We start from the raw sequence: 6,833 nt of genomic DNA, 5'->3' as shown, positions 1-6,833 counted from the left end.
GTGAACGGCCCATGCGGTGACGGGCAGCAGGGCGGCGGCTGCGGCGGTGGTGGGTCGTGAAGCAAGCCCAGGTCTGAATAAGGCCCTCATGTACGGGTCTTGACCGCCCATCAGGGTGGATTCCGACGACATTCCGGGGCGGTGTTGGACATACCCGCCTGCCCGCCCGACCCTTCCTCTCCGCATCCGCAGAGAGGCCCCCGCGCGTGAGAACTGCTGCGCTCTACACATCGATCGGCTCCCTGGTCCTGTCCGCCCTCGCCGCCGCTCCGGCGGGGGCCTGGGAACGCCCCGGTTCCGCCGAGGCGCGGGGCACCGCGATCGCCGCCGCCCGGGCCACCGCCGCCGGCATCGACTTCGCCGCTTGCCCCGAGGAGGAGATGCTCCCGGACTCCCTGAAGTGCGGCACGGTCAAGGTGCCCCTCGACTACGCGGAGCCGGACGGGCGGCAGCTCGAACTGACCGTCAGCCGGACCCCCGCAACCGGTCCGGCGAAGGAGCGGCAGGGCGCGTTCGTCTACAACCCGGGCGGCCCCGGCGCGTCCAGCATCACCTTCCCGCTGGCCGGGGAGCTGCCGGAGTGGAAGGAGATCGCGGAGGCGTACGACCTGGTCGGCTACGCACCGCGCGGGGTGAACGGCTCCTCCGCCCCGCTGAGTTGCCAGGACCCCGCCGCGTACACGAAGGGTCCGACCGACGCGCCGACCCATCCGACCGAGGCGGACAAGGAGCGGCGCGTCGCCCGTGCGAAGGCGTACGCGCAGGGGTGCGAGAAGCACGCGGGCGAGACGCTGCGGCACTACACCTCGCTGAACAACGCCCGGGACCTGGACGTCCTGCGGGCCGCGCTCGGGGAGAGCCGGCTGACGTTCATGGGGGCGTCGTACGGGACGTACTTCGGCGCGCTGTACGCGACGCTGTTCCCCTCCCACGTACGCCGCATGGTCTTCGACTCGGTGGTCGATCCGGACCCGGAGCAGATCTGGTACCGCTCCAACATGGGCCAGTCGCTGGCGTTCGAGGCGCGCTGGGAGGACTTCCGCCGCTGGGTCGCCGAGCACGACGACGTGTACCGCCTGGGGACCACCCCTGAGGCGGTACAGCGGCGCTACGACGAGGTGCGCGCCGAGCTGGCGGTGAAACCGGCGGGCGGCAAGGTCGGGCCGGGGCAGCTGCACTCGGCGTTCCTGGGGGCCGGTTACTACGACGACTACTGGGCGATGCGGGCGACGGCGCTGTCGGAGTACGTCCGGGGCAACCCGGAGGCGCTGGTCGCGCAGGCGTCCCCGCGCGCGGTGGCGGCGAAGGACAACGAGAACGCCCAGGCGGTGTACACGGCCGTCGAGTGCAACGACGCGCCCTGGCCCGAGGACTTCGAGGTCTGGGACCGCGACCACACGGAGCTGGCGCGCGTCGCGCCGTTCGAGGCCTGGGACAACGCCTTCACCAACCTGCCGTGCGCCTTCTGGCCCGCGTCCCGGCAGCGGCCGCTGGACGTCCGGGTGGGGTGGGGCGAACTGCCGCCGGTGCTGATCCTGGCGGCGGAGCGGGACGCGGCGACCCCGTACAAGGGGGCGCTGGAGCTGCGGAAGCGGCTGCCCGGGTCCTCGCTGGTGACCGAGCGGGACGCGGGGACGCATGGCATCGGCGGGGCCGGGAACGCCTGCGTGGACGACCATCTGCGCCGGTATCTGCTGACCGGCGAGGTGCCGGGGCGGGGTGCGAACTGTGCCGCGCACCCGGAGCCCAACCCCGTGTCGCTGGACTGACGCCCGCCGCGAACGGAGCGGGGGGGGGCCCCCCCCGCGGGGGGGGGGCCCCCCCCCCCGCCCCCCCCCCCGGGGGGGGGCCCCCCCCCCCCCCCCCGGGCCCCCCCCCCCCCGAAGCCGAACCCGGTGTCGCTGGAGAGGCGGACGGCACGATCGGTGCCCGGTGCCCGTCCCTCTGATCTTCCGGGTTGGGGTGGTGCGGGACTCGCTGGTTATGCGAGCCCGGCCACCAGGTCTGCGACGCTCTTCCTGCGGCCCGTGTAGAACGGGACCTCCTCGCGCACGTGGAGCCGTGCCTCGGAGGCGCGCAGGTGACGCATCAGGTCGACGATGCGGTACAGCTCGTCCGCCTCGAAGGCGAGGATCCACTCGTAGTCGCCGAGCGAGAACGAGGCGACGGTGTTGGCGCGGACGTCCGGGTAGCCCCGGGCCATCTTGCCGTGGTCCGCGAGCATGCGGCGGCGGTCCTCGTCGGGCAGCAGGTACCAGTCGTAGGACCGGACGAAGGGGTAGACGCTGATGTAGTCGCGCGGCGTCTCGTCGGCGAGGAACGCCGGGATGTGCGACTTGTTGAACTCGGCGGGGCGGTGCAGCGCCATGTTCGACCAGACCGGGTCGAGCGCGCGGCCGAGCTTGGTGCGCCTGAAGAGGTTGTACGCGTCCTGGAGCTGGTCCGCGGTCTCGGCGTGCCACCAGATCATGATGTCCGCGTCGGCCCGCAGCCCGGACAGGTCGTAGGTGCCCCGGACCGTGATGTCCTTGGCCGCGAGCTGGTCGAACAGCTCCTGGACCTCGTCGGCGTAGCCCGCGCGGTCCAGCGGGAGCACGTCGCGCAGTTTGAAGACCGACCACAGGGTGTAGCGGATGACCTCGTTGAGGTCCTTGGCCTTCTTGCCGGCGTTCGGACTCTTGCTTGATGTCGCAGTCTCAGGAGCACTCATACGGCTATTGTCCCGCCTCGCTCCCCGTGCCCCGAACCCGGGTCGGCGTGGCGATGATCTCCTTCGCGATCTCGTCGGCCGCGCGGTGCGCGCTCGCGATGCAGGCGGGGATGCCGACCCCGTCGTAGACAGCGCCGCAGACCCGCAGGGCGGGCAGCTTGGCGACCTCGTCGCGGATCCGGGCGACCCGGGTCAGGTGGCCGACCGGGTACTGCGGCAGGCCGCCGATCCAGCGGGTGACCTCGGAGTCGACGGGCCGGGCGGTGAGGCCGGTGGCGGCGGCGAGGTCGCGCAGGGAGACGGCGACGAGTTCCTCGTCCTCGCGGTGGAGGTGGTCCTCCTCGCCGTACCGGCCGACGGAGGTACGGAGCACGAAGAGGTCGGGCGCGGCGTCGGCGACCCACTGCCACTTGTTGCTGGAGAACGTGGACGCCTTGATCGTGTGGCCGTCGACCGGCGGTACGAGGAAGCCGGAGCGGCCGCGCAGGGTCTCGTACGCCTCGATGTCGGTACGCCGGAAGGCGAGGGTGACCAGGGCCATCGAGGCGTACTCGACGCCGGACAGCTCGGCGGAGGCGGCCGGGGACTCGGCGGCCAGCAGGGTGCCGGCGGACCAGGCGGGGGTGGCCAGGACGATGCCGTCGGCGGTGATCACCCCGGTGTCGGTGCGGACGGCCCAGCCCGTTTCCGTACGGGTCAGGCCGAGGACGGGGGTCTCGGTGCGGATCTCGCCGCCGCCGGCCCGTACGGCGTCGCCCACGGCGGCCGGGAGGGTGCCGATGCCGCCCGCGATGCCCTGGAAGACGGGGCCGGTCTGCTGCCGGGCCGCCGCGCGCTCCTGGATGCGGCCCACGGCCTCCAGCAGCGGGCCGCCCTCCTTCACCGCTTCGAAGAGCTGGGGTACGGCGGCGCGCATCGAGATCCGGTAGGCGTCGCCCGCGTAGACGCCGCCGAGGAGGGGCTCCACCAGCCGGTCCACGACCTCGCGGCCGAGCCGGTCGGCGACGTACGCACCGACCGCGACGTCCTCGCCCACAGGGGTCGGGGTGAGGTCGCGCTCCTCGGCGATCCGGGCCAGGCCCTCGGGCGACAGCACCTCGCCGAGGACCGCCGGGTCGCCGGGGACGCCCATGACGTGGCCCTTGGGCATGGGGCGCAGCGCGTCGCGCGTCCAGAGCGAGGCGGTGGCGGTGGCGGGCGGCTGGAGACGGTCGGCGAGGCCCACCGCCTCGGCCAGGGCGACCGCCTCGGGGCGCCGGGCGAGCATCGACTCGGCCCCCAGGTCGACTGGGACGCCCGCGATCTCGCCGGTCATGAGCTTGCCGCCGAGCCGGTCCGTGGCCTCCAGGAGGGTGACCCGCACTCCGGTGGCGACCAGGCGGTGGGCGGCGGCCAGGCCGGCGATGCCGCCGCCGATGACGACGACGTGGCCCGGGGGCGTTTCCGCACGCTGTTGAGAACGCTGCATGGGTCCACTCTCTCAAACCCGTACCGCGTCCTGACCGTGACCACTTCGAAACCGGCGGGCGGCAACCCGTCCGGGGGCGGCCGCGTCGAACGGTCACCATCAACAACCGTCCTGGGGGGACCAGTTATGCGTAGGCAGAGCAAGAGCGGGCGATCTGTCGTCCGCGCGCGTGCGGCGCTCGTGGCCGGGACGCTCGGCCTCCTGCTCGCCGTCGGCGGCTGCGGGGCGTCGGGCGACTCGGCGGGAAGCGGTGCGAAGGCAGCGGACGGAAAGGCCGCACCGCGCGAGGGGTTCGCGGACGGTGACGGAGGGGCGGCGGCCTCCGCCGCCCCCGAGGAGCAGACGGACGGGAAGGCGGCCGGGAAGAAGGCGGCGCCGAAGCCGGGGGGCACCCATGTCATCCGTACGGCCACGCTCTCCGTCGAGGTGAAGAACGTGCCGAAGGCGGCGGCCGCCGCGCGCGGTGTGGTGGAGGGCGCGGGGGGCCTGGTCGCGTCGGAGAACACCGAGCGGCTCGACGACACCTATGAGACCTCGCACCTGGTGCTGCGGGTGCCGCAGGAGCGGTTCCAGGAGGTGCTGCGGGAGCTGGCCGGCTCCGGGAAGCTGCTGTCGCGCACCTCGAACGCGAAGGACGTCACCGACCAGGTGGTCGACGTGGACAGCCGGATCTCCACCCAGCGCGCGAGCGTGGCGCGGGTGCGGGAGCTGATGGACCAGGCGGAGAAGATCAGCGATGTGGTGGCCCTGGAGGGCGAGCTGAGCAGCCGTCAGGCCGACCTGGAGTCGTTGCTGGCCCAGCAGGCGAGCCTGAAGGACCGCACCTCGCTGGCGACGATCACCCTGGACCTGACGCCGCCGGACGCCCCGGGCGACGACGGGTCGAAGGACGAGGACCCGGGGTTCCTGGACGCGCTGGGCGGCGGCTGGGACGCGTTCGTGACGATGCTGCGGTGGATCGCGGTGGCGTTCGGGGCGGCGTTCCCGTTCCTGCTCACCGCGGCCCTGGCGGTCGTGGTGTGGCGGGTGGTGCGCGCCCGGCGGGCGTCCCGCGAGGTCCCGGCCGCGCCCCGGAAGGAGGCCCAGGACACCCCGGCCCCCTGAGCGCCGTAGCGTGGGCTCCCTGACGGCCGGCACGGCGAAAGGGATACCGGACATGGCAGCGGAGCGACTGGTGGTCATCGGAGGGGGCGCGGCGGGCATGTCCGCCGCCCCCCAGGCCCGCAGGCTGAAGGGGCCGGACGCGCTGGAGATCGTCGCCTTCGAGCGCGGCCACTTCACCTCGTACTCCGCCTGCGGCATCCCGTACTGGGTGAGCGGCGACGTCGAGCAGCGTGACGACCTGATCGCCCGCACCCCCGAGGAGCACCGGGAGCGGGACATCGATCTGCGGATGCGGACCGAGGTGACCGAGCTGGACGTGGCGGGGCGGCGGGTCAGGGCGCTGGACCGGGAGAGCGGGCGGACGTACTGGACGGACTTCGACAAGCTGGTGATCGCCACCGGTGCCCGTCCGGTGCGCCCGGCGCTGCCCGGCATGGACGCGGCCGGGGTGCACGGGGTGCAGACCCTGGACGACGGGCAGGCGCTGCTGGACTCGCTGGACGCGCTCGGCTCCGACGAGCGGCCCCGGCGGGCGGTCGTGGTGGGCGCGGGTTACATCGGCGTCGAGATGGCCGAGGCGATGCTCAAGCGGGGCTTCGAGGTGACCGTCCTCAACCGGGGCGAGCAGCCGATGGCGACGCTCGACGCGGACATGGGGCGGATCGTCCACGAGGCGATGGACGGTCTCGGCATCACCACGGTCAACGGGGCGGCCGTCACCAAGATCCTCACCGGCCCGGACGGCCGGGTCACCGAGGTGGCGACGGACGCGGGGACGTATCCGGCGGACGTGGTGGTCCTCGGCATCGGCGTCGAGCCGGAGACGGAGCTGGCGCGCGAGGCGGGGCTGCCGGTGGGCCCGCACGGCGGGCTGCTCACGGACCTGGCGATGCGGGTGAGGGGCCACGAGAACATCTGGGCGGGCGGCGACTGCGTGGAGGTCCTGGACCTGGTGGCGGGCCATACCCGGCACATCGCGCTCGGCACCCACGCCAACAAGCACGGCCAGGTGATCGGCTCGAACGTCGGGGGCGGCTACGGCACGTTCCCGGGTGTGGTCGGTACGGCGGTGAGCAAGGTGTGCGACCTGGAGATCGCCCGGACCGGGCTGCGGGAGAAGGACGCCCGCGCGGTCGGGCTGCAGTACGTGACGGCGACCATCGAGTCGACGCAGCGGGCGGGGTACTACCCGGGGGCGAAGCCGATGACGGTGAAGATGATCGCGGAGCTGCGTACGGGCCGGCTGCTCGGCGTGCAGATCGTGGGCCGCGAGGGGTCGGCGAAGCGGGTGGACGTGGCGGCGGTGGCGCTCACGGCCGGGATGACGGTGGAGCAGATGACCGCGCTCGACCTGGGCTACGCCCCGCCGTTCTCACCGGTCTGGGATCCGGTCCTGGTCGCCGCGCGCAAGACGGTGGCGGCGGTGCGGGGCGCGGGGAGCTGAACGCAGCAGGGGGGGGGGGGGGGGGGGGGGGGGCGGCGGGGGGGGGGGGGCGGGGGGCGGGCGCGGGGGGGGGGGGGGGGGCGGGCGGGGGGGCGGGGGGTGGGGGG

At 73.7% G+C, this 6,833-nt stretch carries 5 protein-coding genes; 3 read left to right on the top strand and 2 right to left on the bottom strand.

Annotated features, from left to right (window positions below; genetic code table 11):
* The first annotated feature begins 206 nt into the window (after positions 1–206).
* Positions 207–1,769 (top strand): alpha/beta hydrolase, encoded by a 1,563-nt coding sequence (locus JS521_RS32280; RefSeq protein WP_205086454.1) that lies wholly within the window; start codon positions 207–209, stop codon positions 1,767–1,769.
* A gap of 212 nt (positions 1,770–1,981) precedes the next feature.
* Here JS521_RS32280 and hemQ read toward each other — a convergent pair whose 3' ends face one another.
* The gene (gene hemQ / locus JS521_RS32275) at positions 1,982–2,710 is read right to left on the bottom strand and encodes a hydrogen peroxide-dependent heme synthase (RefSeq protein WP_205086453.1); all 729 of its coding nucleotides are present in this window, start codon (positions 2,708–2,710) and stop codon (positions 1,982–1,984) included.
* Between the two features lie 4 nt (positions 2,711–2,714).
* A complete protein-coding gene (hemG, locus tag JS521_RS32270) occupies positions 2,715–4,178 on the bottom strand; it encodes a protoporphyrinogen oxidase (protein WP_205086452.1) in 1,464 nt (487 codons plus the stop codon).
* A gap of 126 nt (positions 4,179–4,304) precedes the next feature.
* On the opposite strand from hemG, the gene JS521_RS32265 reads away from it, so the two are divergent.
* Both JS521_RS32265 and JS521_RS32260 read left to right on the top strand, forming a co-directional pair.
* Entirely contained in the window at positions 4,305–5,282 is a 978-nt protein-coding gene (locus tag JS521_RS32265) for a DUF4349 domain-containing protein (RefSeq protein ID WP_205086451.1), read from the top strand.
* Between the two features lie 52 nt (positions 5,283–5,334).
* A complete protein-coding gene (locus JS521_RS32260; protein ID WP_205086450.1) occupies positions 5,335–6,726 on the top strand; it encodes an FAD-dependent oxidoreductase in 1,392 nt (463 codons plus the stop codon).
* Positions 6,727–6,833 lie beyond the last annotated feature (107 nt).

The sequence above is a fragment of the Streptomyces durocortorensis genome (assembly GCF_016901035.1).
Classification (GTDB): domain Bacteria; phylum Actinomycetota; class Actinomycetes; order Streptomycetales; family Streptomycetaceae; genus Streptomyces; species Streptomyces durocortorensis.
This window is presented reverse-complemented; position numbering and strand designations above follow the sequence as displayed.

Coding starts and splice junctions, on each gene's coding strand:
- JS521_RS32265 (WP_205086451.1), top strand. CDS start 4,305: ATGCGTAGGCAGAGCAAGAGCGGGCGATCTGTCGTCCGCGCGCGTGCG.
- JS521_RS32260 (WP_205086450.1), top strand. CDS start 5,335: ATGGCAGCGGAGCGACTGGTGGTCATCGGAGGGGGCGCGGCGGGCATG.
- hemQ (WP_205086453.1), bottom strand. CDS start 2,710: ATGAGTGCTCCTGAGACTGCGACATCAAGCAAGAGTCCGAACGCCGGC.
- hemG (WP_205086452.1), bottom strand. CDS start 4,178: ATGCAGCGTTCTCAACAGCGTGCGGAAACGCCCCCGGGCCACGTCGTC.